24 protein-coding genes and 1 other RNA gene are annotated in these 23,431 nt (G+C 67.6%); 12 read left to right on the forward strand and 13 right to left on the reverse strand.

What is annotated here, in order from left to right; all coding sequences use genetic code 11:
* Both MKK50_RS11515 and MKK50_RS11520 read left to right on the forward strand, forming a co-directional pair.
* A complete protein-coding gene (locus MKK50_RS11515; protein WP_253372012.1) occupies window positions 1-327 on the forward strand; it encodes an EthD family reductase in 327 nt (108 codons plus the stop codon).
* Window positions 327-638: a hypothetical protein gene (locus tag MKK50_RS11520; RefSeq protein WP_499022369.1), complete on the forward strand. Its 312-nt coding sequence runs from the start codon at window positions 327-329 to the stop codon at window positions 636-638. The genes MKK50_RS11515 and MKK50_RS11520 overlap by 1 nt, the downstream gene beginning before the upstream one ends.
* Window positions 639-724: 86 nt before the next feature.
* Here the strand turns inward: MKK50_RS11520 and MKK50_RS11525 are convergent, their stop codons facing one another.
* Window positions 725-2,098: a methyl-accepting chemotaxis protein gene (locus MKK50_RS11525; protein ID WP_499022371.1), complete on the reverse strand. Its 1,374-nt coding sequence runs from the start codon at window positions 2,096-2,098 to the stop codon at window positions 725-727.
* Window positions 2,099-2,502: 404 nt separating this feature from the next.
* On the opposite strand from MKK50_RS11525, the gene nadA reads away from it, so the two are divergent.
* The 4 genes from nadA (at window position 2,503) to MKK50_RS11545 (ending at window position 6,924) form a co-directional block, all read left to right on the forward strand.
* A complete protein-coding gene (gene nadA / locus MKK50_RS11530; protein ID WP_253372006.1) occupies window positions 2,503-3,546 on the forward strand; it encodes a quinolinate synthase NadA in 1,044 nt (347 codons plus the stop codon).
* The gene (locus MKK50_RS11535) at window positions 3,546-5,075 is read left to right on the forward strand and encodes an L-aspartate oxidase (protein ID WP_499022373.1); all 1,530 of its coding nucleotides are present in this window, start codon (window positions 3,546-3,548) and stop codon (window positions 5,073-5,075) included. Before nadA ends, MKK50_RS11535 begins: the two co-directional genes overlap by 1 nt.
* Window positions 5,068-5,928 carry a carboxylating nicotinate-nucleotide diphosphorylase gene (nadC, locus tag MKK50_RS11540; protein WP_499022375.1) on the forward strand — a complete coding sequence of 287 codons (861 nt, stop codon included), beginning with the start codon at window positions 5,068-5,070 and terminating at the stop codon, window positions 5,926-5,928. The genes MKK50_RS11535 and nadC overlap by 8 nt, the downstream gene beginning before the upstream one ends.
* A gap of 318 nt (window positions 5,929-6,246) precedes the next feature.
* Window positions 6,247-6,924: a L,D-transpeptidase gene (locus tag MKK50_RS11545; protein WP_253372000.1), complete on the forward strand. Its 678-nt coding sequence runs from the start codon at window positions 6,247-6,249 to the stop codon at window positions 6,922-6,924.
* Between the two features lie 83 nt (window positions 6,925-7,007).
* Here the strand turns inward: MKK50_RS11545 and MKK50_RS11550 are convergent, their stop codons facing one another.
* A complete protein-coding gene (locus MKK50_RS11550) occupies window positions 7,008-7,145 on the reverse strand; it encodes a hypothetical protein (RefSeq protein ID WP_253371999.1) in 138 nt (45 codons plus the stop codon).
* 154 nt (window positions 7,146-7,299) lie between these two features.
* On the opposite strand from MKK50_RS11550, the gene MKK50_RS11555 reads away from it, so the two are divergent.
* The gene (locus MKK50_RS11555) at window positions 7,300-7,542 is read left to right on the forward strand and encodes a DUF2171 domain-containing protein (protein WP_253371997.1); all 243 of its coding nucleotides are present in this window, start codon (window positions 7,300-7,302) and stop codon (window positions 7,540-7,542) included.
* A 335-nt stretch (window positions 7,543-7,877) separates the two neighbouring features.
* Here MKK50_RS11555 and MKK50_RS11560 read toward each other — a convergent pair whose 3' ends face one another.
* Window positions 7,878-8,306: a gamma-butyrobetaine hydroxylase family protein gene (locus MKK50_RS11560; RefSeq protein ID WP_499022377.1), complete on the reverse strand. Its 429-nt coding sequence runs from the start codon at window positions 8,304-8,306 to the stop codon at window positions 7,878-7,880.
* 143 nt (window positions 8,307-8,449) lie between these two features.
* Between MKK50_RS11560 and moaA the strand changes: the two genes are divergently transcribed.
* Window positions 8,450-9,484: a GTP 3',8-cyclase MoaA gene (gene moaA / locus MKK50_RS11565; RefSeq protein WP_499022725.1), complete on the forward strand. Its 1,035-nt coding sequence runs from the start codon at window positions 8,450-8,452 to the stop codon at window positions 9,482-9,484.
* A 6-nt stretch (window positions 9,485-9,490) separates the two neighbouring features.
* Here the strand turns inward: moaA and MKK50_RS11570 are convergent, their stop codons facing one another.
* Window positions 9,491-10,411, reverse strand: coding sequence for a WcbI family polysaccharide biosynthesis putative acetyltransferase (locus MKK50_RS11570; protein WP_499022379.1), 921 nt, complete (start codon window positions 10,409-10,411; stop codon window positions 9,491-9,493).
* Window positions 10,312-11,508, reverse strand: coding sequence for a GSCFA domain-containing protein (locus MKK50_RS11575; protein WP_499022380.1), 1,197 nt, complete (start codon window positions 11,506-11,508; stop codon window positions 10,312-10,314). The genes MKK50_RS11570 and MKK50_RS11575 overlap by 100 nt, the downstream gene beginning before the upstream one ends.
* A 195-nt stretch (window positions 11,509-11,703) precedes the next feature.
* On the opposite strand from MKK50_RS11575, the gene MKK50_RS11580 reads away from it, so the two are divergent.
* Entirely contained in the window at window positions 11,704-12,570 is an 867-nt protein-coding gene (locus MKK50_RS11580; RefSeq protein WP_499022382.1) for an NAD(P)-dependent oxidoreductase, read from the forward strand.
* Here MKK50_RS11580 and miaA read toward each other — a convergent pair.
* Entirely contained in the window at window positions 12,548-13,501 is a 954-nt protein-coding gene (gene miaA, locus MKK50_RS11585) for a tRNA (adenosine(37)-N6)-dimethylallyltransferase MiaA (RefSeq protein WP_499022727.1), read from the reverse strand. The genes MKK50_RS11580 and miaA overlap by 23 nt on opposite strands.
* Window positions 13,502-13,514: 13 nt before the next feature.
* On the opposite strand from miaA, the gene serB reads away from it, so the two are divergent.
* Complete coding sequence (gene serB, locus MKK50_RS11590) at window positions 13,515-14,411, forward strand: phosphoserine phosphatase SerB (protein WP_499022384.1); 897 nt, start codon at window positions 13,515-13,517, stop codon at window positions 14,409-14,411.
* Window positions 14,412-14,519: 108 nt separating this feature from the next.
* Here the strand turns inward: serB and MKK50_RS11595 are convergent, their stop codons facing one another.
* The 6 genes from MKK50_RS11595 to MKK50_RS11620 all read right to left on the reverse strand — a co-directional run bounded on the left by MKK50_RS11595 (window position 14,520) and on the right by MKK50_RS11620 (window position 20,840).
* Window positions 14,520-16,055: a DegQ family serine endoprotease gene (locus MKK50_RS11595; protein ID WP_499022386.1), complete on the reverse strand. Its 1,536-nt coding sequence runs from the start codon at window positions 16,053-16,055 to the stop codon at window positions 14,520-14,522.
* A 191-nt stretch (window positions 16,056-16,246) separates the two neighbouring features.
* A complete protein-coding gene (gene hflC, locus MKK50_RS11600) occupies window positions 16,247-17,209 on the reverse strand; it encodes a protease modulator HflC (RefSeq protein ID WP_499022388.1) in 963 nt (320 codons plus the stop codon).
* Window positions 17,206-18,354, reverse strand: a complete 1,149-nt coding sequence (gene hflK, locus MKK50_RS11605; RefSeq protein WP_253371980.1) for an FtsH protease activity modulator HflK — start codon at window positions 18,352-18,354, stop codon at window positions 17,206-17,208. The genes hflC and hflK overlap by 4 nt, the downstream gene beginning before the upstream one ends.
* A gap of 268 nt (window positions 18,355-18,622) precedes the next feature.
* The gene (locus tag MKK50_RS11610; protein WP_499022390.1) at window positions 18,623-19,123 is read right to left on the reverse strand and encodes a dihydrofolate reductase; all 501 of its coding nucleotides are present in this window, start codon (window positions 19,121-19,123) and stop codon (window positions 18,623-18,625) included.
* The gene (locus tag MKK50_RS11615) at window positions 19,123-19,917 is read right to left on the reverse strand and encodes a thymidylate synthase (protein ID WP_499022392.1); all 795 of its coding nucleotides are present in this window, start codon (window positions 19,915-19,917) and stop codon (window positions 19,123-19,125) included. Before MKK50_RS11615 ends, MKK50_RS11610 begins: the two co-directional genes overlap by 1 nt.
* A 95-nt stretch (window positions 19,918-20,012) precedes the next feature.
* Window positions 20,013-20,840, reverse strand: coding sequence for a CPBP family intramembrane glutamic endopeptidase (locus MKK50_RS11620; protein WP_499022393.1), 828 nt, complete (start codon window positions 20,838-20,840; stop codon window positions 20,013-20,015).
* Between the two features lie 42 nt (window positions 20,841-20,882).
* On the opposite strand from MKK50_RS11620, the gene ssrA reads away from it, so the two are divergent.
* Window positions 20,883-21,260: a transfer-messenger RNA gene (ssrA, locus tag MKK50_RS11625) on the forward strand.
* 57 nt (window positions 21,261-21,317) lie between these two features.
* Complete coding sequence (locus MKK50_RS11630) at window positions 21,318-21,971, forward strand: SspB family protein (RefSeq protein ID WP_499022394.1); 654 nt, start codon at window positions 21,318-21,320, stop codon at window positions 21,969-21,971.
* Between the two features lie 42 nt (window positions 21,972-22,013).
* Here MKK50_RS11630 and MKK50_RS11635 read toward each other — a convergent pair whose 3' ends face one another.
* Complete coding sequence (locus tag MKK50_RS11635) at window positions 22,014-23,414, reverse strand: cytochrome P450 (protein WP_499022395.1); 1,401 nt, start codon at window positions 23,412-23,414, stop codon at window positions 22,014-22,016.
* Window positions 23,415-23,431: the final 17 nt, after the last annotated feature.

Raw genomic sequence — 23,431 nt, forward strand, 5'->3', positions numbered from 1 at the left:
ATGATCCTCGTCAGCGTGATGTACCCGAGCGGGGCCGGCACCCGCTTCGACATGGACTATTATCTCAAGAAGCACATGCCGCTGGTCAGCGAGCGTTGGACCGCGAAGGGTCTGCACGACTACTCAGTCGTGACGGGCACCGGTACGCCCGATGGCGGTGCGGCGCCCTATCAGGTTGTGGCGCTGCTGCGCTTCGAGTCCGCCGACGCGTTCAAGGCCGCCGCGTCGGAGGATGGGCCGGAGATCTTCGGGGACATCCCGAACTTCACCGACACGCAACCGACGGTTCAGCTCAGCGAGTTTGCGGCGTCTGAAGTGAGAGGCTGATGATCGACATCATCAAGCAGATCCAGGCCTCCAATCCGGGGCTTGGCACGACGATCATCGTGCTGCGTGCGGATTCGCGGGCGCTGGCCGATCCGGCAACGCTGACGCCTGAGGCGAAGGCGTGGGTCGATGCGAACGCACCCGACGCGCGCCTTTCGCAGGAGACGGTGCTTCTCGCACCCTATCCCGGTGGCATGCCGACCGAGCGTACGGTCACGGTGCTCGCCTTCTCCGATGCGCGCCACCTCGCCGCCTTCGCCACGGCCTGGACCGGCGATCCGACGCTCGATGACGACGAGGAAGCGGCCTGATCGCGGCCGGGGCCGCGCCCGCCCGAGAAGGGCAGGGGCGGCCCGCTTCGGCCTGAAAGCGCCCCGGCGGCGGGGCTGCGCGGTGCTTAGGCCGCTTCGATGATCCGGGCGGCGGCGGTGATCATCTCCTTCATCGCCGCGTTTGCGGCCTGATAGGCCGGCGTGCCCACATCCCAGTTGCTCTGGGCGAGGGCTTTCACCATCCGCTCGGCCTCGGCGTGGGCTGTTGCCTCGGCCATCAGGAACGCCTCCGCCGCATTCCGGCGAGACGGGTCGGAGGTCAGGTTTTCCACCGCCTGCCGGGCGGCTCGGCCCCGCAGGATCGCTGCCGCCGGATCGGCGGGCGCCGCGCCGAGCAGGATCGTCGCGAGGCCCCGCTTCCATAGGCCGAGATCGGCCGGCAGACGCACCAACTCGTAGAGGTCGATCCCGCTCGAATCCGCCAGAGCCGTCTGCGCCAGCGTCTCGGCCTTCACGAGGCGCTTGGTGATGGCCTCGATCTCGGTACGGGTCTTGGCCGCCTTGGCGGCGATGCTCTGCACGCTGCTCGAAATCTCCGCCGTCGCGCTGCTCTGCTGCGTGATGGCCGCAGCGAGAGCCGCGTTCATCTCGCTCGTGCGGGCGATCCGTTCGGCCGCGCTCTCGACACGGCTGCCGAGGCTGTCGACCACGCCGCTGCCGGTCGAGACGGCGCCGCGGCTCTCCTCGACGGCACGGGCGATCTGGCTCATTTCGCCCTGAAGGGTGTTGAGCCAGGTGCGGATCTGCTCGGTCGAGCGCGCGGTCTGGCCCGAGAGCGACTTCACCTCGGCAGCCACCACCGAGAAGCCGCGGCCTGCCTCGCCCGCGCGGGCGGCCTCGATGGTCGCGTTCAGCGCGAGCAGGTTGGTCTGGCTCGAGATCGTCGCGATGGTGCCCGCCATCGTGCCGATCTGGGCGATGGCGTTCTGGAGAAGCTGCAGGCGCTCGTCGATCTGTTGGGTGCGGTCGCGGATCGCGTCCATGGCCGAGCGGGCGTCGCCGACGTCGGACATGCAGGCCGTCATCGCTTGGCGGGCTTCGGCGGCGCTGGAGCCGGCGGCCTCAGAGGTCTCGGCCACTTCGGCGATGGACGCGCCCATTTCTTCGATCGCGCTCGCGATGGTTTGCGTCGATTGCGCAACCTCGCCGACGTCGTAGGTCGTCCAGCCGATGTTGATCGCCCCTTCCGAGGCTTCTCTTGCAATGGCGGCGACGTTGGCCCGCTCGGTACGCAGATCGCTGCGCTGCGCCCGGTCGAGGTCGCTCAAGGCGGCACCCACGGCGTTACCGGGCATATCGGTTTGGTCGAGGCCGGTACGGTTTGCCAAGCGCTGGATCGCCGCGATCAGGCGTGCGTCGTCGGAAGGACCGGCTGCCGGGAGTTCGGACGAGACAGGTGCGGACGGTCCGGTACTACGACCGAGCTTGAGAGACAGCATGGTGTCAGAGACCCCCGATTCTTATGCCACTTATTATGGAAAGACCTACCCAGGATGGTTTCGCTCGGCTTCAGCCATGCATCTTCCGATTGATTCAAATTGGGCAGAGCACTTTCTGTGACGGCGGGGGTGTTTATCGCTCCTCGCCAGTTAACATTGGCTTTAAATCGGCTCGGAAAGGTACCTAAGGTGTTGCTAAAACCTATCAAATGACGACGCCCGCTCGTTTGTGGCTCAGCGAGCATGATATTTTTTGCATTCCGCGATGAGCATGTTGTGTGCATCTGCAGCAAAATTTTGCATCGCAAAATCGTTATGCTCAGTCTCAGCATATCTGGACAATGCCATAGGCGGCACCTAACTTAGACGGCACAATGCTCAGTTTGAGCATAAAGGAGACCGCGATGTTCGAGGCAGGATCCGCCCCTCGCGAGCCGGCTGAACGGGCCTTCCCGCTGCCCGATCTCTACGCGCGCGTCAGCCGTCACGTGCCCGCGATCGAGTGGCCGGCGCTGGCTCCCGATGTCGAGGCCATCCTGCGCCTGAAACGCGAGCGCAACGCGGTGGTTCTGGCGCACAACTACCAAGCGCCGGAGATCTTCCACACCGTGGCGGATATCGTCGGCGACAGCCTCGCTCTAGCTCGTGAAGCGGCGCGGGTGGATGCGGACGTGATCGTGCTGGCCGGTGTCCACTTCATGGCCGAGACCGCCAAGCTCCTGAACCCCGGCAAGACCGTGCTGATGCCCGACATGGCCGCCGGCTGCTCGCTCGCCGATTCGATCACCGCGGCCGACGTGCGGGCCCTGCGCGCCAAGTATCCCGGCGTGCCGGTCGTGACTTACGTCAACACCTCCGCCGCGGTGAAGGCCGAGTCGGATGTGTGCTGCACCTCCGGCAACGCCGCCGACGTGGTGCGCGCGCTCGGCGTGAAGCGGGTTTTGATGATCCCGGACGAGTTCCTGGCCCAAAACGTCCAGAAGCAGGTGCCCGAAGTCGAGATGCTGACCTGGGCCGGACATTGCGAGGTGCACGAGCGCTTCACCCCGGCCGACATCGCCGACGTTCGCGAGAGCTACCCCGGCATCACCGTGATCGCCCATCCGGAATGCCCGCCGGAGGTGGTCGAAGCCTCGGACTTCTCCGGCTCGACGGCGATGATGATGAACTACGTCACCGAGAAACGGCCGTCCCAGGTCGTGCTCGTGACCGAATGCTCGATGGCCGACAACATCGCGGTGGCCAACCCCGACATCGAGTTCATCAAGCCCTGCAACCTCTGCCCGCACATGAAGCGGATCACCTTGCGCAACATCCGTGAGGCATTGGAGACGATGACGCACGAGATCACGGTCGAGGAAGGATTGGCCGAGCGGGCGCGCCTCGCCGTCGAGCGGATGCTCGCGGTGAAGCCGACCCAGACCGTCTCACCGCGGCAGGCCGCCTGATGAGCGTCTTCGCCCGGAGTCCTGCCGACCGGGTGGTCGTGGTCGGCGCCGGGGTAGCCGGACTCGCCACGGCTCTGCGGCTCGCGCCGCGCCCCGTCACCCTCATCACCGCCGCGCCCCTCGGGGCCGGCACCGCCACGGGTTGGGCCCAGGGCGGCATCGCCGCCGCGATGGGCACGGACGATGCGCCCTCGCTCCACGCGGACGACACGCTCGCCGCGGGCGCCGGCCTGACCGACCCGGCAGTCGCCCTGCGCGTCGCCGAAGCCGGGCCGGGCCTGATCGATTGGCTCGTCGCCCTCGGAACCGGTTTCGACCGGGAGGCGGACGGCGCCCTGGCGCTCGGGCTGGAGGCCGCCCACAGCCGGCGCCGGATCGTGCGGGCGCGGGGTGATTCCACCGGCCGCACCGTACTGGATGCGCTGGTCCGTGCCGTCCAGGCGACACCCTCGATCGAGGTTCTCCTGGCCGGCTTGCACGGCCTGATGCAGGATGCCGACGGCCGTGTCTGCGGTGTCGTGTGTGAACGTGACGGCGCGGCCTTCCGTCTGCCCGCCCGCGCGGTGGTGCTGGCGACTGGCGGCACCGGAGCGCTCTACGCCTCGACCACGAACCCGCGGGGCGCCCTCGGGCGAGGTCTTCTCGTTGCCGCACGGGCAGGGGCAGCGCTGCGCGACCTCGAATTCGTTCAATTCCACCCGACCGCCATCGCCGCCGGCCGCGATCCGATGCCGCTCGCGACCGAGGCGCTCCGCGGCGAAGGGGCGGTGCTGATCGATGAGGACGGCGCGCCCGTGATGGCGGGGATCGAAGGCGGGGACCTTGCCCCCCGCGACGTCGTGGCCCGTGGCATCTTCCAGGCGCTCGGCCGTGGCCGCACGGTCTATCTCGACACCTGTGGCCCACTCGGCGCCCGCATGCCGCAGCGCTTTCCGACGGTTTTCGCGCTCTGCGCCGAGGCCGGCATCGATCCGGCGGTCCAACCGATCCCGGTCCGGCCGGCGGCGCACTACCACATGGGCGGCATCCTCGTGGACGCCGCCGGCCGCAGCACCGTGCCGGGCCTCTGGGCGTGCGGCGAGGTGTCCTCGACCGGTCTGCACGGCGCCAATCGGCTTGCCAGCAACTCGCTTCTCGAAGCGCTGGCCTTCGCGCCGCGCGTCGCCGAGTCGATCGATGCCGCCTCGGCCCCAGCGAGCACGGATCGCCCGGCGCCGCTGCCCGAGATACAGCCGCAGGATGACGCGGCACTCGCCGAGGTTCGCGGCATCATGGACGCTTGCGTCGGCGTGGTGCGCGATGAGGCCGGCCTGTCCCAGGCCATCGCTCGGCTGGCCGATCTGTCCGAGCGCGGCAGCGACGCGGCCGCCACGGGCCTGATGATCGCTCGCTCCGCCCTCGATCGGTGCGAAAGCCGCGGCGCCCATTGGCGCAGCGATCATCCGGGTCAGCTCCCGGCCCGGCACTCCGTGTTCACGCCCGCCGCCGCTAACGCCCCGTGCGCGCTTCAGGAACTCACCGATGCCTGACGATGTCCTGCTGCCGCTGCCGCGCCTTCTCGTGGAACCCGTAGTGCGGGCGGCCCTCCTCGAAGATCTCGGTCGGGCGGGCGACATCACAACGGATGCGATCGTGCCCGCGGGCGAGCGGATGGAGGCGGTCATCGCCTCCCGTCAGGACGGGGTGATCGCCGGCACCGATGCCGCCGCCATCGCGTTCGAGCTGATCGATCCGAGCCTGTCGGTCACGGTCGAGCGCGGCGACGGCTCCCGCGTCGCGCCGGGCGATACGGTGATCCGCCTCTCCGGTCCGGCGCGCGCGGTCCTGACCGCCGAGCGCGTCGCCCTCAACCTGCTCTGCCGGCTCAGCGGCGTCGCCACGGCCACGGCCTCATTGGTCGAGGCGGCACGACCGCACGGCAAGGCCCGGATCGTCTGCACCCGCAAGACCACGCCGGGCCTGCGGGCGCTGGAGAAACACGCGGTGCGCGCGGGTGGTGGCTCGAACCACCGTTTCGGCCTCGACGACGCGGTGCTGATCAAGGACAATCACGTCGCAGTCGCGGGCGGCATCATCCCCGCCATCGAGCGGGCTCGCGCGCGGACCGGTCACCTCGTCAAGATCGAGGTCGAAGTCGACACCTTGGCCCAGCTCGAAGAAGCGCTCTCAATCGGCGCCGACGCGGTGCTCCTCGACAACATGAGCCCCGACACCTTGCGGCAGGCCGTGGCGATGGTCGATGGACGCGCCGTGACCGAGGCCTCAGGCCGGATCAACCGGGAGACGGTCGGCGCGGTGGCGGCGTCGGGTGTCGATCTGATCTCGGTCGGCTGGATCACCCACAGCTCGGCGATCATCGATCTGGGGCTCGACGCGGCCTAGCGCCTGGCGCAGCCCCCAAGGGACTCCGAGACCATCCTCACGCGTCCAGCGCAGCTCCGGAATAGGGGCGGACGGTGAGGCATTCTGCCGAAGGCGATGCTCTGGAAGGTTCCGTCCGGCAACGATAATCCTGGCTCGCACGGCCGCGCTGCCACAGTGTGGCCACACGGTCACGAGGATGGCTGAAGCAGTACCGCACTGCAAATCAAGCTTGGCTTTAATCGGGGAGCGTTTACGCCTTGGCGAGGGTCCGCACGGCATCGTGCGGCGGTTCTTCCACCGCGTCCCCTGATTCTTCGCCTGCCCCGAGAGGCCCTGATGCGCCGTTTCGTCGTTGCCCTGGGCGGGCTTGCCTGCGCGACGTTCGCGCTGGCAAGCCCCGCCGCAGCCTATGAGATTGACCCGCTCACGCGCCAGCCGCTGACCGAGGTTCTGACGGTGCGCGTGCGCCCGCAGAACACGCTGCCGACCGCCAACGCGGCTCTGCCGGCGGATGTCCCGGGTGCGCCCGCCTCGGCCGCCGACCCGCTGGCCTCGACCGTGCCGCAGATGACGGCGATTCCGCGCGATACGGTTCCCTATTCCGGACCCCACGCTCCCGGCACCATCGTCGTCTCGACCGCCGAGCGCCGGCTCTACCTCATTCAGCCCGGCGGCGAGGCCCTGCGCTACGGCGTCGGCGTCGGCCGTCCCGGCTTCACCTGGGGTGGCACGCAGACTGTCACGATGAAGCGCGAATGGCCCGATTGGCGCCCGCCCTCGGAGATGCTGCGCCGCCGTCCCGATCTGCCCCGCTACATGAAGGGCGGTATCGAGAATCCGCTCGGCGCGCGCGCCATGTATCTCGGCAACACGATCTATCGCATCCATGGCTCCAACGAGCCCGAGACGATCGGCACGGCAGTATCGTCCGGCTGCATCCGCATGACCAACGAGGATGTGACGGATCTCTACAGCCGCGTGAAGGTCGGCGCCCGGGTCGTCGTCCAGCGCTGATCGTTCACCCGAAATAGAAATGAGAAAGGGCCGGCAGCGATGCCGGCCCTTTTCGTTTGGGCTTGGTCCGAGAGAGCCGCGGGTCAGCCGATCAGCAGCAGATCCAGCACGACCGCGGCGATGCCGCCCGCCACGGCGAGGCCAAGAATGACGACGCTGCTGAGCTGATCGACGGTGTCGACGTCCTGACCGACGCGATGTTGGAAATCGTTGGCTGACACGCGCTGCCTCCGTTGAAAGGTCGCACGCCAACGGGTGGGGCGGGGGATGGTTCAATGCCGGACCGTCGCAGGCCGCCCCCGAAGCCGCGTGGATCGCCGACGCGGAACCTCCCCCCGCAACACCGGTTGGCCCCCCTCAACAGGGAGGATAGCCATGGTCGATGCCAGCCAGATACGCGAGCACGCCACCGTCGTCGGTTCTGACGGCGGACATGTCGGCACGGTGGATCACGTCGGGAAAGGCGAAATCAAGCTGACCAAGAGCGACGCCGATTCGGGCGGGCTCCATCACTACATCCCCCTCGATTTCGTGATCGCCGTCGAGGGCGATCAGGTTCGCCTCAATCGGAGTGCGGACGAGGTGAAGCAGGAATGGAGCACGTCGGGCGCCGCCTGAGCGAACGACATTCGCCCCGGCCGTCCGTCGAGCGGCCGGAAGGATTCTCTTGCCTCGTAGCCGGACGGACTTCGCCCTCACCACACGGAGAGGGCCGACACCGCATCCATGGAGAAACGCGTGACCACACAGAATGATCGGCCGCAATCCGAGACCGAGCCGAAGCCTATCGGCGATCCGCCCCCCACTCCGCAGCCGCCTGCCGGAGATCCCCCGCCGCGACCGGATGCGATTCCCAACGAGGATCTCGATCAGGTGGAGGAACAGCCGAGCTGACGTGTTGTGCGGGCCACTTCAGGCGTGGCCCGCATCATGTCCGCTGATTTGCCGCAGGTTTAGTGGCAGCCGCAACTGCCGCTTCCGCAGCCTCCGCCGGCTTGGCTCGTTTTCGCCGTTGCGCTGGCCACACGGTCCCTTGTGAGGCCGCGCTCGTCCAACTCACGCAGATAGGTTGACCAGCGGTTCCGATACTCGCGACCGAGGTCGAACAGGTAGTCCCACCCATAGATACCGGTATCGTGCATATCGTCGAAGAACAGCTTCACGGCGTAGTTGCCGATGGGCTCGACCGAGAGGATTGCGACATCGCGCTTGCCGCCCAGCACCTTGCGCTCGGCCGGAGAATGGCCTTGAACCTCCGCTGAGGGACTCGACACGCGCAAGTATTCGGCGGGCAGCTCGAAGCGGCCGCCGCCATCGAACGCGACAGTCAGAATGCGCTTGTCCCCGGACAGGCGGATTTCGGTGGGCCAGCGCTCACTCATGACGGTCGATTCCACGCTCTCATGCCGGCATTGCGCTCGCGCGCTTGCCGGAGGATGCCACCGCCCTCATATGGATGGCGATGTTGGATCTGTCAGCCGACAAAACCACCCATGCCGGCACCGAGTCGAGTTCAGAGGCGCGTATGTGGGGCCCCGCCGACGATACCCTCGCGCCCGTGCGGCCGGCGCCGCTCATCGACCCCTTCCAGCGGGCGATCACCTATCTCAGGATCTCGGTAACGGATCGCTGCGATTTTCGGTGTGCGTACTGCATGTCGGAGGACATGCAGTTCCTGCCCAAGCGCGATCTGCTGACGCTCGAAGAACTCGATCGGCTCTGCGGCGTGTTCATCGATCGCGGTGTGCGCAAGCTGCGGATCACCGGCGGCGAGCCGCTGGTGCGCCGTGACATCATGCATCTGTTCCGCCGGCTTTCCCGGCACCTGAAGAGCGGCACCCTGGACGAGCTGACGTTGACGACCAACGGCTCCCAGCTTGCCCGCTTCGCGCCCGAATTGGCCGATCTCGGCGTGCGCCGGATCAACGTCTCGCTCGATACGCTCGACCCCGACAAGTTCCGGGCGATCACCCGGCGTGGCGACCTGTCGGTGGTGCTGGCGGGGATCGAGGCGGCGCGTGCCGCGGGCATCAAGGTCAAGATCAACGCCGTGGCTCTCAAGGGCGTCAACGAGGACGAGATCGCCGACATGATCGCCTGGGCCCACGGGCTCGGCATGGACATGACGCTGATCGAGGTGATGCCCCTCGGCGAGATCGAGGGCGACCGCACCGACCAGTTCTTGCCGCTCTCGGTTGCCCGCGAACGCCTGGAGCAACGCTTCACCCTGACGCCTCTGCCCGACCGCACCGGCGGCCCGGCCCGCTACGTGCGGATTAAGGAGACCGGCGGACGGCTCGGCTTCATCACGCCTCTGACCCACAATTTCTGCGAGAGCTGCAACCGGGTGCGCCTGACCTGCACCGGCAAGCTCTACATGTGTCTGGGCCAGGAGGACGCGGCCGATCTGCGCGCGGCGTTGCGCGCTTCACCCGACGATGCGCTGGTGACGCAGGCCGTGGTCGAGGCGATCTCCCGCAAGCCGAAGGGCCACGACTTCGTCATCGAGCGCGCTCGTCCGGCGGCCGTGCCGCGGCACATGAGCGTCACCGGGGGCTGATCGGCCTCAACCTGCGATCGGAACCAGATTGTCGCGAAGCTCTCGGCTCGCGAGCCAGTCCTGAACGCGATCGCAATGTGCGGCGACCTTCGGCGTGTGCGCGTAGATCGCCAGCGATCCCTCGACCATCGCCCGCAGCTCGATGCAGCGGCTGGCATCGACGAGGAAGTTCAGGCCGCCGAGCGGCGGCTTGAAGGTCGTGCTGCCGGTGACGCCGAGCCGCGCTGCGATCTCCGGATAAACCGGCCAGATGCTCCCGCTGAGCGGATCGGGCAGGTAATCCTCGCAGGCCGCCGTTCGCGCCGGGATCTCGGCACGGCGAAGCGCGTCGCGAGCGAGATCCGCGAGCACGAACAGTTTTGGATGATTGATCGTGTGCATGAAGCAGCCGCGGCGCATCCACCCGGCGAACAGGCGGTCGAGGTCGCAGCCGTGGGCATGGCTTAGCGCCAGCAGGGCATCGCGATTCGGAAACCAGCCGTCGAGATAGCCGACGCGCGAAAATACCTCGGCTCGAAACAGCGAGACGATTTCATCGGCCGAGAAGCCGCGGGCGAAGCCGTAGACGATCAGCGCCGAGTGGTAGTCGCCCATTGGCGAGCCGAACAGTCCGCCCTTGTGGGTGATGTAGACGATGTCCGGGTGGAAGGCCGGGAAGACGATCGTCGGCACGGGCACGACGAACCGGGCGGTCTCGAAGATCCGCGCGGCTGTCACCTCGCCGAACGGGCCCGCCTCGAACGGGAAGCACACGGTCAGGTCGGCAGCCCGAACCGCTTCGAGCAGCCGCGCGGGACTTGAGTCGAACTGCGAGAACGTCGCCGGCTCTACCGACGCGATCTCAGCATTCGGCGCAAGGAACCCCAGGCACCCCGCAAGGACGGCGACTTGGCAGTTGTTGCCGACGACGACGATTCGCCTAGCCATGGCCGCGTGCCTCCGCCTGCCAGCAGTTCCTCGTCGCAGACCACGGCGGCCTGCCGGGCGAACTCGCGGCGAGCTTCGTGCAGGCTGCGGCTGGAGGCGGGGAGGGCGTCCTGGTCACCGCCCTCGGTGAGATGGCGGAAGAAGACCCGCATGACATGATCGACACCGTCCTTGCTGACGGACCTGAGATCGCTCTCGAGATAGCGGAAGGCGCCCTCGGGCGATGTGATGATCTCGTAGGAGGGGAAGTACAGCGTATCGTCGCGGGTGTCGGCGAGACGCTGGGCGGCAACCCGGAGCACCGCCTTGCTGTGTATGGTCGATTGCAGCACGTGGCGTCCTTCATAGGTCGCGACAAGCGGCACCGGCGACACCGTCAGGATCAGGCGCGCCCGCGGATTAACCGATTTCAGGGCGTCGGCGAAGGCGGAGAGGTCCGCGATCACCTCCTCGACCGGCTGGTTCCTGAAGGCGTAGGCCTCCGGATCGAAGGTGCCGGCGGCCACGCCCGGACAGAGCGGGAAGGCCGCGCCGTCGGCCGTCGCCTGCCAGCCCTCGGTGAGGCCGAGGGTGAAGACGAAGACGTCGAGGCTCTCGAAGAGCCGGCGCACTTGGGCGAAGTGCTCTTGCCGCTCCGCCTCGATCGCTTCGGGGCTGGCAAAGCCGGCGGGCTCGATGCGCGGCCGGAACGGGTCGGCGAAGCGCCCATCGGCTCGTTTCCAGGCTACATCGGCGGGGGTGAAGCGACCGTAGGCCCGTTCGATGAGCTGAAGGAGTTGGCGTGCGGTGTAGACGTTGCCGTAGCGCGCCGAGAACAGGCGGAAGCCGCGCGCACGCGCCTCGTCCGGTGTGACGCTGTCGGGTGCATCTTCCGTGACGAGATAATCGTAGCCGCTCGCCTGGAGTCTATCGGCGATGTGCTGGGCAAAGCAGCTTCCCGCCGTGGCAATCCGGGTCTGTCGCGTCAGGCGGAAGCCGTCCGGTACCGGCGGTCCGGCCATCGGGTCCAGGGCGAACAGCGGCAGCGAGCCGACGGAGCGATCCCAGAAGGCGTGGTCGGCAAGACCGGAATAAGGGTTCTGAGCGCGGTCTTGCATCGGCGGGCGGGACCCTAGCCGACTGGCTCCGCAGCGGCAACGGCCCCGACTCGAGCCGTATCCGACCGGATGCCCTGGGCTGGCGTCCACTTCGCCGAACCGTGCTTTGAAACGGATCCGGTTTGCATTTTGAATGTCTCGCGCACGGGGCTAGAGCACGCTTTGAGACAATCGGATACCGGAGACACGAATCTCATGGCCAAAGTCGCGTTCCTGGGCCTCGGCGTGATGGGCTCGCCGATGGCGGGGCACCTCGCGAAGAAGGGCCACGACGTCACTGTGTTCAACCGCACCGGCGCCAAGGCCGAGGCATGGGTCGCGGCCAACGGAGGTCAGGCCGCCGCAACGCCCCGCGAGGCGGCGGCCGGATGCGCCATAGTCTTCGCCTGCGTCGGCAACGACGACGATTTGCGCTCGGTGGTGCTTGGCGCGGACGGCGCCTTCAGCGGCATGGAGAAGGGTGCGATCTTCGTCGATCACACCACCGCCTCGGCCGAGGTCGCCCGCGAACTGTCCGCAGCGGCGGACGCGGCCGGGCTTCGCTTCATCGATGCCCCGGTCTCCGGCGGTCAGGCGGGCGCGGAGAACGGGGTGCTTACCGTGATGTGCGGTGGCGAGGAGGCGGCCTACGCCGAGGCCGAACCGGTCATCATGGCTTACGCCAAATCCTGCCGCCTCCTCGGGCCGTCCGGCTCGGGCCAGCTGACCAAAATGGTCAACCAGATCGCGATCGCCGGGCTGGTACAGGGGCTCTCGGAGGCGATCCACTTCGGCAAGCGCGCCGGCCTGGATATGGAGGCGGTACTCGACGTGATCTCCAAGGGCGCGGCCGGCTCCTGGCAGATGGAGAATCGCGGGCGCACGATGAACGCGGACAAGTTCGACTTCGGCTTCGCGGTCGAGTGGATGCGCAAGGATCTCGGCATCCTACTCGCCGAGTCCCGCCGCAACGGAGCCCGGCTGCCGGTAACGGCGCTGGTCGATCAGTTCTACGCCGAGATCGAGGCCATGGGCGGCAAGCGCTGGGACACCTCGTCCCTCATCGCCCGGCTGGAGCGCTGAGCCGAGCTTGCACCAGGGACCACGCCGCCTCCGGCGTGGTCCAATGCCAATCCTCGCCCATCTGGTGGCGAAACCACGTGAACTGGCGCTTGGCGTAGCGGCGGGTGTCGCCTTGACCACGCCGGATCGCTTCTTCGCGGGAGATCGTCCCGTCGAGATGGGCGATCAGCGCCGGCACGCCGTGGGCGCGCATCACCGGTAGCAGCGGATCGAGACGCCGTTCGCGGAGCGCGGCGACCTCGTCCATCGCGCCTTGCTCCATCATCGCCACGAAGCGCGCGTCGATGCCCTGGCGCAGCGCCTCACGCTCGGTGGCGAGGAAGAGCTTCAGCAACGGCTTTCCGGCAAGCGGACCCGGCACACGCGATTCTTGAAACGAGCCGATGGAGCGGCCGGTCGCCGTGTGGATTTCAAGAGCCCGCATCACGCGCATCCGGTCCGACGGCCGAAGGCGCTGGGCGCTCTTGGGATCACGCCGTGCCAGCGCGGCATGAAGCGCCTCGGTCGGCTGTCCGTCCGCCTCGGTGCGAATCCGCTGACGGATGGCGTCAGGCACTTCGGGCAGATCCGAAATGCCCTCGTCGAGGCTACGGAAGTAGAGGCCGGTGCCGCCAACGAAGACGGGCAGGGTTCCTGCATCCATCTTCGAGAGGAGCGCCGCCGCCTGCCGCTGGAAGTGTCCGACGGAGAAGTTCACGGCCCCGTCGATACCGCCGTAGAGGCGATGGGGGGCCAGCCTTTCCTCCTCGTCGGAGGGCCGCGCCGAGAGCACGCGCAGATCGGCATAGACCTGCATCGAATCGGTGTTGATCACCGTGCCATCGAAAGCGCGGGCGATCCGCAAGCCCAGGGCCGACTTGCCCGAGGCGGTGGGCCCTGCAATGAGGATGGCGGCCGGGTGCCCCGCGTCCTGCCCGTCCGAACCCTGCACGGCCTCGATCTCCATGACCCTCGTTGCGACGCTGATAGCAAACCCCGACCGGCCCGCCATCACCGATGCAGTGCTCGCCGAGGCGCGCCGCGTGACGCGGACGGAGCATCAACCGCGCATTCTCCACGGCGAGGTGGCGGCCGAGCTTCTGCTGCCGGGCGCACCCGACGACGCGCTGGCCCTCGCGGAAGCCCTGCGCGCGGCATTCGGATCTGAGCCGATCGACGTGGCCGTGGTTCCCCACGATCAGCACCGCCGCAAGCGGCTGTTCCTCGCCGACATGGACTCGACCATGATCGAGCAGGAATGCATCGATGAACTCGCTAACGTCGTCGGCATCAAGGAACAGGTGGCGGCGATCACCGAGCGAGCCATGCGTGGTGAGGTCGCCTTCGAACCGGCGCTGCGGGAGCGGGTGGGCCTGCTGAAGGGCCTGTCTGTCGGCGCTATCGACGGTCTGATCCGCGATGTGATCCGCCTGACGCCGGGCGGCGGCACCCTCGTTGCGACGATGCGGGCGCACGGCGCCTTCACCTGCCTCGTCTCGGGTGGATTCACCCTATTTACCGGCCCCATCGGCGCCCGTCTCGGTTTCCACGAAACCCGCGCCAATCGCCTCGACGTCGCGGACGGGCACCTGACGGGACAGGTTGTCGAGCCCATCGTCGGCGCGGAAGCCAAGCGCGCAAGCCTCATCGAACTGCGCGAGCGGTTGGGCCTGAGCCAAACGGAGACGATTGCCGTGGGTGACGGGGCGAACGACCTGCCGATGCTCGAAGAGGCCGGTCTTGGTGTCGCCTTCCGCGCCAAGCCGAAGGTGGCGCAGGCCGCGCAGGTGCGAATCGAGCACGGCGATCTCACCGCACTACTCTACCTCCAGGGATTCTCGGCGGCTGAGTTCGTAGCTTAGTTTTTCTCAGCGACGTCGCAACGCTCCGAGATACAATCCGGCTGCGTGCCCCTCCCTTCCTCCCGGTGCGGGAAGAGGGGAGGGCAACACCGTCGATCGGATCGCTGCTTACTCCAACCCGATCGCCACGAAGCGCACGTCGCCACTGGTGCTGGCCACCAGCAGCAGCACCGACTTGCGGCCCTCCTTCTTGAGAGCCTCGACGCGCTTCGTCACGTCGGCGGGGTTCGAAACCGCCTCCTGGCCGACCTCGACGATGACCTCGCCCGGCTGGATGCGCTTGTCCGCGGCGGTCGAGTTGGGATCGACCTTGGTGACCACTACGCCGTTCTTGACGCTCTCCTTGATGCCGTAGCGGCGCCGCGCCTCGTCGTTGAGGCCGGAGAGGTTGAGGCCGAGGATCTGGCGATTGACCGATTCCGCTTCCGGCTGCTTGACGTTGGCGACCTGGGTCTTCTCGCCGTCCTCCAGGCGACCGAGCAGGACCGCCTTCGTCTGCTCCTCGCCCTTGCGCACGATCTGAATGTCCACGGTCTTGCCGACCGGGGTCGCGGCGACGATGCGCGGCAGCTCGCTCGACGACTTCACCGGCACGCCGTTGAACTTGACGATGACGTCGCCGACTTCGAGGCCCGCAGTCTTGGCCGGGCCCTTCTCATCGACGCCGGCCACGAGCGCGCCCTTGGCGCCGCCCTTCAGGCCGAGCGCTTCGGCGGTCGCCTCATCGACGTTCTGGATGCGCACGCCGAGCCAGCCGCGACGGACCTCGCCGAACTGCCGGAGCTGATCGACGACCTGACTCGCTGTCCCCGAGGGAACCGCGAAGCCGATGCCGACCGAGCCGCCGGAAGGTGACAGGATCGCGGTGTTGATGCCGATCACCTCGCCGTCCATGTTGAACAGCGGACCGCCGGAATTGCCCTTGTTGATGGCCGCATCGGTCTGGATGTAGTTGTCGTAGGGTCCTGACTCGATGTTGCGGCCCCGCGCCGAAACGATGCCGGCGGAGACCGAGCCGCCGAGGCCGAACGGGTTGCCGATCGCCATCACCCAGTCGCCCGGGCGCATCTTGTCGGAATCGCCGAAGGGTACGGCCCTGAGCGGGCGCTCGGCCGTCGGCTTCACCCGTAGAAGGGCGAGGTCGATCTTCGGATCCTTGCCGATGATCTCCGCCTTCAGCTTGGTGCCGTCGCTCAGGATGACCTGGATGTCGTTGGCGTCGCCGATGACGTGGTTGTTCGTCACCACGATGCCCGAGGCGTCAATGATGAAGCCGGAGCCGAGCGAGTTCGACTTGCGCGTCGGTCCGCGCGGGCTGTCCTCGTCACCCTTCGGCGTCCCTTGGCCGCGCCGCTTGAAGAATTCCTCGAACAGATCCTCGAACGGGGTGCCCTGCGGCAGTTGCGGCATGGTCCGGCCGCCGCGGTTGCTGGCTTCGACCGTCGTCGAGGCCGAGATGTTCACCACCGCATCGGTCACCTTGTCGGCGAGGTCGGCGAGCGATTCCGGGCCGCGGGCGAAGGCGGGGATCGGCAGGGCGGTGACCGTGACGGTGACGCCCAGCACCGCGGCGGCCAGGGCCGATGAGGCGCGCCGGGCAAACGACGGCGTTCGACCCCGGACGGCGTTCGCGGCGAGTCTCATGGACGTTTCCTCAAGCTCTGGGAGTGCCTGTTTCAGGCCGGTTGTGTGCCTCACGAAACGCCCGATCCCCGATCGTTTCCCCTTCGGTCAGAGCGGAGCGGCGGGCGTTCGGTGAGAGACACCTATAAATTCAGCGGCCGGCACCCCGATCAAGGGTGCCGGCCGCGATGGTCGTATCGGTCGCAGATCGTTCAGCGCACCGTGCCTGTGGTGGCACCGGCGCCAGACGCCGTCGGCTCGGCGGCGCCGTTGCGGGCACCCTGCGGACGGCGTCCCTGCGGATCGTTGAAGAAGCGGAAGAAGTCCGAGTTCGGACTCACCACGAGCCGGGTGTCCTGCCCCTTCAGCGCCTGCTCGTAAGCCTGCATCGAGCGGTAGAAGGCGAAGAAGTTGGCATCCTGGCTGAACGCCTCGGCGAGGATGCGGTTTCTCTCAGCGTCGCCCTCACCGCGCAGCTCTTCCTGCTTCTGGTTGGCCTCGGCCAGGATCACGACGACGTCGCGGTCGGCCTTGGCGCGGATCAGCGTCGCCGCCTGATCGCCGTTGGCGCGAATGTCGGTCGCCTCCTTCTTCCGCTCCGACGTCATGCGATCGTAGACCGCTTGGCTGTTCTTGGCAGGAAGGTCGACACGGGTCATGCGCAGATCGACGATCTCGATGCCGAGACTCTTGGCCTGCTTGTTCACGTCCTCCTGGATCGTGTTCATCAGCTCGGCGCGCTCGGTCCGCACGATGGCGTCACGGCTGGTCCGGGCCAGGACGTTGCGGAGCGCAGAGTTGGTGAAGCTCGCCAGACGTTGGTTGGCCAGGGCGATCGTCCCCGCCGCCTGGTAGAACTTGAGCGGATCGATGATCCGGTAGCGGACGAAGGCGTCCACTTCGAGGTTCTGACGGTCGGCGGTGAGCAGGGTCTGAACCGGAAGATCGAGATCCAGCACCCGCTTGTCGAACAGGACGACACTGTCGGTGAACGGCACCTTAAAGTACAGGCCGGGCTTGTTCTGGCCGACGGGGTTCAGCACGTCGCGCACGCGGCCGAGCTGCAGCACGAGCGCCTGCTGCATCTGCCCGACGGTGAAGACGGAGGCGTAGAGGCCGATCGCGGCTGCCGCCGCGAGGATGACCAGGCCGGTCCGAATGGCTGGATTGTTCATCGGCCCGTCGCTCCGTTCGTCTGCGTCCGCCCATTCTCCATCAGAGGCAGCACCGGCAGCACGCCCGCAGCGTTGGCACCAGCCACGCCCCCGTTCTGATCGATGATGACCTTGTTCACGGAGCCGAGCACGCGCTCCATCGTCTCCAGGAAGATCCGCTCGCGGATGACCTCGGGCGCGACCTTGTAGGAGTCGTAGACCTGACGGAAGCGCGACGCCTGACCGGTCGCCTCCGAGGTGGCCTGGGACTTGTAGGCCTCGGCCGCCTGCATAACCTTGCTGGCATTGCCTCGGGCTTCCGGCGTCACGCGGCTGGCATAGGTCTCGGCCTCGTTACGTACCTGCTGCGCGTATTGCTGTGCTGCGTTCACATCGATGAAGGCGGGCCGCACCTCCGGGGGAGGGGTGACGCTGGTGAGCTGCACGACCTCGATCCGCACGCCCGCGCCGTACTCGTCGAGGGCGCTTTGGACGATCTCCTTGACCTCCTGAGCGATGCTGGACTGCTCGTTGGTCAGGATCGCCTGGATGTTGCGGCGGCCGATCACCTCGCGCATCGCGCTTTCGGCGATGGCCTTGATCGTCCCATCCGGGTTGGCGAGGTTGAACACGTAGTCCTCCGCCTTGAGCGGGTTGACGCGCCACTGCACCTCGAAATCGATATCGACGATGTTCTCGTCACCGGTGAGCATCAGGCTCTCTTCCGGCACGTCGCGCTGACGCGTCGTGTTGCCGGCGGCCATATAGCCGATCGGAATCGAGTTCACGATGCCGACGTTGGGCTTCTGCACGGAGCCAATCGGATAGGGGAAGTTGTAGCGCAGGCCCTCGCCGGACTGGCTGGTGTAGCGTCCGAAGACCGTGTTGATGCCGACTTCGTTCGGCTTCACGATGTAGAACCCGGTCAGCAGCCACGCGCTGAGCACCAAGCCTGCCGCGACGAGGATTCCCTTGCCGCCGCCGAAGCCTCCGCCCGGCATGACGCCGCGGAGTCGATCCTGGCCGCGCCGGAGCAGATCCTCGAGATCCGGGGGCGTCTTGCCGCCACCCCCGCCACCCCAGGGGCCGCCGCCGTTTCCGCCGCCGCCGCCGCCGGGACGGCCCCAGGGACCACCTCCGCCGCCGCTCTGATTGCTCCAAGGCATTCTCGACGTGAACTCCTGCTGAAGCCGGTCCCCGCGGATGCGGATGACCCTTGCCCTAAACTCGATCCGTCGCCCCGTTATGGGGCGGGAAAAGCCGGTTTTCCCAAGCGCCAGAACGCGTTTGCGGTGCCGCGCGGACGCTGCGCACCTGAGTGGCGCCGCGCAGTCCTGTCAAGGCTGGCAGGTGGGCCCACACCGCGTCAACCGCAACGGTCGTTCGTGCCACGAAACTCTTTCCGCCCCTGCGGCCAAAGCGCCTGATGGTGGGTCAACGGCTGCCCGACCGTTCCAAGTCCACGAATCGAAACGCGAACTCGTCGCGCTCGCCGGGGCCGTGCGCCTCGCGCAGCGTCTCACGGAAGAGATCCCGGTCGAAGGGCGGAAAGTACGCATCGCCCTCCGGCGCCGCATCGACTTCGGTGAGATGCAGCCGGTCGGCATGGGGCAGGGCGAGCCGGTAGATCTCGGCACCGCCCACCACCATCAGCTCGTCGCCTCCGGCCGCGGCGAGTGCCTCGTCCCAGTCGCGCACGACGGTGGCGTCGGGAAGGGCGAGGCTGCGATCGCGGGTGATGACCAGACTGCGCCGTCCGGGCAATGGGCGGCCGATCGAATCCCAGGTCTTGCGCCCCATCAGGATCGGCTTGCCCATGGTGAGCGCCTTGAAGCGCTTGAGGTCGCTGGAGAGCCGCCAAGCGAGGCTGTTGTCGCGGCCGATCACGCCGTTGCGGGCGACCGCCGCGATCAGGGAGACTCGGGGTCGATCCATCAGACCGCCACCGGCGCCTTGATAGCGGGATGCGGTTCGTAGCCTTCGATCACGATGTCCTCGAAGCGGAAGTCGAACAGAGAGCGCACCTCCGGGTTCAACCGCAGCCGGGGCAGGGCGCGCCGTTCGCGCGAGAGCTGGAGGCGGGTCTGCTCCAGATGGTTGGCGTAGAGATGCGCGTCACCGAAGGTATGGACGAAGTCACCGGCCTCGAGCCCCGTCACCTGCGCCATCATCGCGGTGAGCAGGGCGTAGCTCGCGATGTTGAACGGCACGCCGAGGAAGGCGTCGGCCGAGCGCTGATAGAGCTGGCAGGAGAGGCGCCCATCCGCCACGTAGAACTGGAACAGGCAGTGGCAGGGGGCGAGCGCCATCCGGTCGAGGTCGGCCGGATTCCAGGCCGAAACGATGAGGCGGCGCGAATCCGGGTTTCGGGCGATCTCGTCGAGGATCCAGGCGATCTGATCGACGGTGCCGCCGTCGGGCTTGGCCCAGGAGCGCCACTGCTTGCCGTAGACAGGGCCGAGATCGCCGTTCGCGTCAGCCCACTCGTCCCAGATCGTGACGCCGTTCGCCTTGAGGTAGGCGACGTTGGTGTCGCCCTTCAGGAACCACAGCAATTCGTGAATGATCGAGCGCAGGTGGAGCTGCTTCGTCGTCACCAGGGGAAAGCCGTCCGCCAGATCGAACCGCATCTGGTGGCCAAACACCGAGAGCGTGCCCGTGCCGGTGCGGTCCTCCTTGCGGACGCCCTCGGACAGGATGCGGGTGAGCAGATCGTGATAGGCGCGCATGGCCCCTCAGGTCTGGCAACTGCTCCGGCGGATGTCGAGTCGGGCCTGCCCGCCGTCCCGCCTTTCCCCTTGTCTTGGTTACGCGGGATCGAGGGTTATCGCAGGAGGCTCGGCCCGAGCTGGTAGGCGAGCAGACAGAAATTGCTCCAACCGTGGAGCAGGATGCAGGGCCAGAGCCGGCCGGTGCGCCAGCGAAGCCAGCCGAGAGTGAGCGCGAGCGGAAGCAGGGTGAGCGGCCGGGCGAGCGCGCTTTTCGCGCCCGGATCGAGGGAGACGTGGGCGAGGCAGAACAGGAGCGCGGTCGCCGCGATCGTTCCCGCCGGTCCGAGGAAGGTGCTGGCCCGGGCGAAGGTTTCGCCCCGCAGCAGCAACTCCTCCGCGACAGGGGCCAGCACCACGACGAAGGCGAACCACAGGCCGAGCATCACCGGGCTCAGGAAGGGCGACAGGCGCACCCCGCTGCCGAAGCTCATCTGGAGTGCCGCCGCCGTGGTCGTCACCCAGGCGATGTGGATCAGGGGCCAGAAGGGAAACAGCAACCAGAGCCGCCGCATCGGTCGGCGTGGTTCGAGGGGGCGGGTCAATCCGAGCCGCTGGCGCCACGCGCCGCCACCGGCCCAAGCGGCGAGCCCGATCACGAGCCCGGCCATCAGCACCTGCCGCAGGGCGTCCATCATGACGCCGCGTCCCGTCACCTCCGATAAGGGCAGCCGCGGACGCGCGGCGGCGCTCGTGAGGGGGTCGATGCCGAGCCGCAGGTCGCCGCCGACGCGCACGATGAGGATGGCAAGCCCGCTCGCGAGAAGCAGGATGGCGAGCGGGACCGCGATGAGCAGCAGCACCCGACCGAACCATGAAGCCCCTGCCGCGAGCGGGGCGAGCGGCGGCTTCGACGGGCGCGCGTCGGCGGTGGCGGGCGGCATATCAGCCACGCTCGCAACGCGGAGCGGGTCTGAGCGCAGATCGCTCTTCAAAACCGCCGTCGGCCTCTCTATATTCGCTTTGCCGGTCGCAAGGCCGGCTATGGCGATAAACGTTCTTCGAAATAAACCTATCGGACCCGGGGGCGGTACCCGGCGCCTCCACCCGAACCCAGGACCGATGGCCGCACGGCCTCAGCGTGTTGGGTTCCGGCGGGGGCGAAATAGGATCGACGAGGGCGTAAAGGGAGCACTTTCGCTCGGCATGGTTCCGCCGTTATCGGGCCTTTGCAATAGTTGCCAACGACAACTTTGCTCCGGTGGCTGTCGCCGCGTAAGCGGTGCCAAAAACCGACCTAAAGTCCTAGCGGGTAGCACCGCATAGGCGGGGTTCGGAGGTACCTGGCAACAGAAACCTCCACTCAATTTCCACGACCCGGCGCAGCCCAATCCCGGCCGTGACCGGTGAAGCGAGCGCCGATGGCCGAAGATCTGATCCGTTACGATCTCCTGGTTCAGGACGCCCTGCGCGGTGTCGTGCGCAAGGTGCTGACCGACGCCGCGCGTGAAGGGCTGTCGGGCGAGCATCACTTCTACATTTCGTTCCGCACTGAGGCGCCTGGTGTGCGCATGTCGCAGCGCCTGCGCGAGAAGTACCCGCAGGACATGACGATCGTCCTGCAGCACCAGTTCTGGGATCTCGGCGTGACCGAGCACAGCTTCGAGGTCGGGCTATCGTTCTCGGGCGTGCCGGAGCGCCTGCTGATCCCGTTCGACGCCCTGTCCGGCTTCTTCGATCCGTCGGTGCAGTTCGGCCTCAAGTTCGATCTTAACGAGGGTGCCGAGGGCGATCAGGCGGAGGAGGCGCAGCCGAGTGCTCCTGTGAAAGCCGGTCCGCGCGGGGCGGGCTCAGAGCCCGCCGAGATCAAGCCGAAGAGCACGGGTCTCGCCACGGTGCAGAATGGTCCGAAGATCGTTCCGGCCCTTCCCGCCGCGGGTAAGTTGAAGACGGATCTCAAGCCGGACAACAAGCCCGAGGACGGCAGCGAGGCCAAGCCCGAGGCTGCCGAGAAGACCGAGCGCGACGGCACCGCCGAGGTCGTCAGTCTCGACGCCTTTCGTAAGAAGAACTGATTTTTCCCGCGACCGCCCCTCCATGGGGGGCGGTCCTGCGCGTCAGACCCGGCGCTGCGCCAGCATTCGCAGCCCATCCTTCGGACGCAGTGTCACGCGGTGGAGCGGCGTTACCGGCGGGTGATCCACGGGCAAGGTAAGACGCACCGCGCGCGCCACATGGGCGAGCACCAGCGTCGCCTCCTGCACCGAAAAGCTCTGGCCGATGCAGACCCGCGGGCCCGCCCCGAACGGCAGGTAAGCGAATCGCTCGATGCGGTCGCGCCGCTCCCCAAGGAAGCGCTCGGGGATGAAGGCGTCCGGCTCGTCCCACAGCTTGCGGTGCCGGTGCATCACCCAGGGAGCGATGATGACGGTCGAGTTGCGGGGAATCTTTACCCGCCCGATCCGGTCCTCGCGGAGCGCTTGGCGGCTGAGGAAAGGCACCGGCGGGAACAGCCGCATCGTCTCCTCCATCACCGCCTTGGTGAAGGGCAACCGGTCAAGTTGCAACGCGCCGTCCTCGCCTGCGGCGCCATCGACCTCCACCTCGACGCGCTCACGCGCCGCCTCGTCCTGGGAAAGGCAATAGAGCGCCCAGGTCAGGGCGTTGGCCGTCGTCTCGTGGCCGGCGGCGATGAAGGTGACGATGTTGGCCTTCACCTCGAGGTCGGTGAGGCCGCGACCGGTCTCCGGATCCTGAGCCGCGAGCAGCAGCGTCATCAGATCATGAGGCGCTTCGCCGCGGGCGAGCGCTGCCTTGCGCTCGTCGAGGAGCGTATCGACCACCTCGGCGAAGAACCGCAGCGCGGGCCGCGCACGCAGGCGGCCGAGCCGCGGCACGAAGGCGGGGAAGCCGAACACGTCGAGCGGGTCGATCGGCCCGATCGATTCGAGCAGCCGGGTGATGGCGCGCCCGAGCGCATCGGGATCGCCGGGCAAACCCTGCGTAAAGATCGTCCGCTCCAGCACGTCGAGCGTGGCGCGGGTCATCTCCAGCGCGACATCGACCGTGGCACCGTCGCGCCGGGCCAGCCGCCGGCCGAGCCGCGCCCCGGCGGCATCCATCTGCGCGACGAAACCGGCGACGTGGCGCGCCGAGAAGATCGGCGCCAGCGTGCGCCGCTGCAGCCGCCATTCGTCGCCCTCGGCCGTCAGCAGGCCGTCGCCGAGGCCTGGCGCCAGCACGCGCTTCTGCAGGTCGTCCTTGCGGTAGTAGGCGGCGCGCTCGACCAGCAGGTAGCGCACCAGGGCCGGATCGCTCACGACGGTGATGCGCCCCATCGCCGTCTCGCCCGCAACGACGAATTCCTCGAAATGCGCATCCATCCAAGTGGCGATCGGGTTCTCGCGCACCTTCTTCAGGAAGGCGAAGAGACCGAGCGGCTGCGTGAGCGGTGGCGGCACCTTGGGCCGGAAGAGCGGCGTGGCCGTCGAAGGCGCGAGGGGCAGCGTATCCAGCATCGGCAGGCGAACAACCT

Origin of the sequence: Methylobacterium sp. J-043 (genome assembly GCF_022829505.1) — a bacterium.
In the GTDB taxonomy this organism is placed as follows: domain Bacteria; phylum Pseudomonadota; class Alphaproteobacteria; order Rhizobiales; family Beijerinckiaceae; genus Methylobacterium; species Methylobacterium extorquens_A.

Excerpts from the sequence above, each read along its gene's own strand:
- MKK50_RS11515 (WP_253372012.1), top strand. The coding sequence starts at position 1 with ATGATCCTCGTCAGCGTGATGTACCCGAGCGGGGCCGGCACCCGCTTC.
- MKK50_RS11520 (WP_499022369.1), top strand. The coding sequence starts at position 327 with ATGATCGACATCATCAAGCAGATCCAGGCCTCCAATCCGGGGCTTGGC.
- MKK50_RS11525 (WP_499022371.1), bottom strand. The coding sequence starts at position 2,098 with ATGCTGTCTCTCAAGCTCGGTCGTAGTACCGGACCGTCCGCACCTGTC.
- nadA (WP_253372006.1), top strand. The coding sequence starts at position 2,503 with ATGTTCGAGGCAGGATCCGCCCCTCGCGAGCCGGCTGAACGGGCCTTC.
- MKK50_RS11535 (WP_499022373.1), top strand. The coding sequence starts at position 3,546 with ATGAGCGTCTTCGCCCGGAGTCCTGCCGACCGGGTGGTCGTGGTCGGC.
- nadC (WP_499022375.1), top strand. The coding sequence starts at position 5,068 with ATGCCTGACGATGTCCTGCTGCCGCTGCCGCGCCTTCTCGTGGAACCC.
- MKK50_RS11545 (WP_253372000.1), top strand. The coding sequence starts at position 6,247 with ATGCGCCGTTTCGTCGTTGCCCTGGGCGGGCTTGCCTGCGCGACGTTC.
- MKK50_RS11555 (WP_253371997.1), top strand. The coding sequence starts at position 7,300 with ATGGTCGATGCCAGCCAGATACGCGAGCACGCCACCGTCGTCGGTTCT.
- MKK50_RS11560 (WP_499022377.1), bottom strand. The coding sequence starts at position 8,306 with ATGAGTGAGCGCTGGCCCACCGAAATCCGCCTGTCCGGGGACAAGCGC.
- moaA (WP_499022725.1), top strand. The coding sequence starts at position 8,450 with ATGTGGGGCCCCGCCGACGATACCCTCGCGCCCGTGCGGCCGGCGCCG.
- MKK50_RS11570 (WP_499022379.1), bottom strand. The coding sequence starts at position 10,411 with ATGGCTAGGCGAATCGTCGTCGTCGGCAACAACTGCCAAGTCGCCGTC.
- MKK50_RS11575 (WP_499022380.1), bottom strand. The coding sequence starts at position 11,508 with ATGCAAGACCGCGCTCAGAACCCTTATTCCGGTCTTGCCGACCACGCC.
- MKK50_RS11580 (WP_499022382.1), top strand. The coding sequence starts at position 11,704 with ATGGCCAAAGTCGCGTTCCTGGGCCTCGGCGTGATGGGCTCGCCGATG.
- serB (WP_499022384.1), top strand. The coding sequence starts at position 13,515 with ATGACCCTCGTTGCGACGCTGATAGCAAACCCCGACCGGCCCGCCATC.
- MKK50_RS11595 (WP_499022386.1), bottom strand. The coding sequence starts at position 16,055 with ATGAGACTCGCCGCGAACGCCGTCCGGGGTCGAACGCCGTCGTTTGCC.
- hflC (WP_499022388.1), bottom strand. The coding sequence starts at position 17,209 with ATGAACAATCCAGCCATTCGGACCGGCCTGGTCATCCTCGCGGCGGCA.
- hflK (WP_253371980.1), bottom strand. The coding sequence starts at position 18,354 with ATGCCTTGGAGCAATCAGAGCGGCGGCGGAGGTGGTCCCTGGGGCCGT.
- MKK50_RS11610 (WP_499022390.1), bottom strand. The coding sequence starts at position 19,123 with ATGGATCGACCCCGAGTCTCCCTGATCGCGGCGGTCGCCCGCAACGGC.
- MKK50_RS11615 (WP_499022392.1), bottom strand. The coding sequence starts at position 19,917 with ATGCGCGCCTATCACGATCTGCTCACCCGCATCCTGTCCGAGGGCGTC.
- MKK50_RS11620 (WP_499022393.1), bottom strand. The coding sequence starts at position 20,840 with ATGCCGCCCGCCACCGCCGACGCGCGCCCGTCGAAGCCGCCGCTCGCC.
- MKK50_RS11630 (WP_499022394.1), top strand. The coding sequence starts at position 21,318 with ATGGCCGAAGATCTGATCCGTTACGATCTCCTGGTTCAGGACGCCCTG.
- MKK50_RS11635 (WP_499022395.1), bottom strand. The coding sequence starts at position 23,414 with ATGCTGGATACGCTGCCCCTCGCGCCTTCGACGGCCACGCCGCTCTTC.